The 885-nt window shown below is 52.3% G+C and carries 2 protein-coding genes; both read left to right on the top strand.

Annotated elements, in window-relative coordinates; genetic code table 11:
- Window positions 1-289: 289 nt before the first annotated feature.
- Window positions 290-808, top strand: coding sequence for an MbeB family mobilization protein (locus ACUU1I_RS20865; protein WP_000067496.1), 519 nt, complete (start codon window positions 290-292; stop codon window positions 806-808).
- 6 nt (window positions 809-814) lie between these two features.
- Window positions 815-885, top strand: a 71-nt coding sequence (locus ACUU1I_RS20860) for an MbeD/MobD family mobilization/exclusion protein (protein WP_269537058.1), incomplete at its 3' end; no start/stop codon positions are given.

The raw sequence follows: 885 nt of genomic DNA, 5'->3' as shown, positions 1-885 counted from the left end.
ACCTGGCAGACGCTGGTTAATCACCATTACGGGCTGCATGACCCGAACGCCCCGGAGAACCGCAGGGCGCTGACACTCCCTGATAATCTGCCGGAAACGAAACAGGCGCTTGCAGAGAGCGTCACACGCGGGATAGACGCTCTTTATCATGTCGGGGAGATAAAAGGCCGTCAGGATGTGATTCAGGCGCTCACAGAGGCAGGGCTTGAAGTGGTCAGGGTGACGCGAAGCAGTATCAGCATTGCAGACCCGAACGGTGGGAAGAATATCAGGCTGAAAGGAGCATTCTATGAGCAATCTTTTACAGACGGGCGCGGAGTTCGAGAAAAAGCTGAAAGAGAGAGCCGAATCTACAGAGAAAATGCTGAACGACGAGTTCAGGAAGCTCGAAGAATCTGTAAGCAAGGCTGTGACATCAAACGAGACGAAAATCAAAGACGCTATAGCCCTGTTCACAGCTTCGACAGAGGAATCACTGAAAAAACACCGGGAAGGGGTGAAAGAGGCGATGATGCAGCACAGGAAGGACGTGTTAAAGCTGGCAGGGAATACGGGCATGATGTTACTGGGGATGGTCATTTTCCTGTTTACCGTGAGTGGCGGGACGCTCTGGTATCTTGGCGGGATGATACAGGCGAACCTGGAAGAAATCAGGAAGCAGAACGAGAGTCTGGAGAAGCTGAACGCGAAGACATGGGGCGTGGAGTTTGTGCAGGACGGGAACAGGAAATTTCTGGTCCTTCCTTACGGGAAGTCAGCAGAGGTGATTTCCTTTCAGGGGAAGGAATGGGTACATCTGAAGGAGTGACACAGAGTGACAGAGCTGGAAACACATTTGCTGAACGCCTTAGAGCAGCTGCAACAGGACTATATGCAGCGGCTGAG

Source organism: Shigella sp. SIG3 (assembly GCF_053555855.1).
The sequence above is the reverse complement of the archived record's forward strand: the minus strand, read 5'-3'. Positions and strand labels throughout refer to the sequence as shown.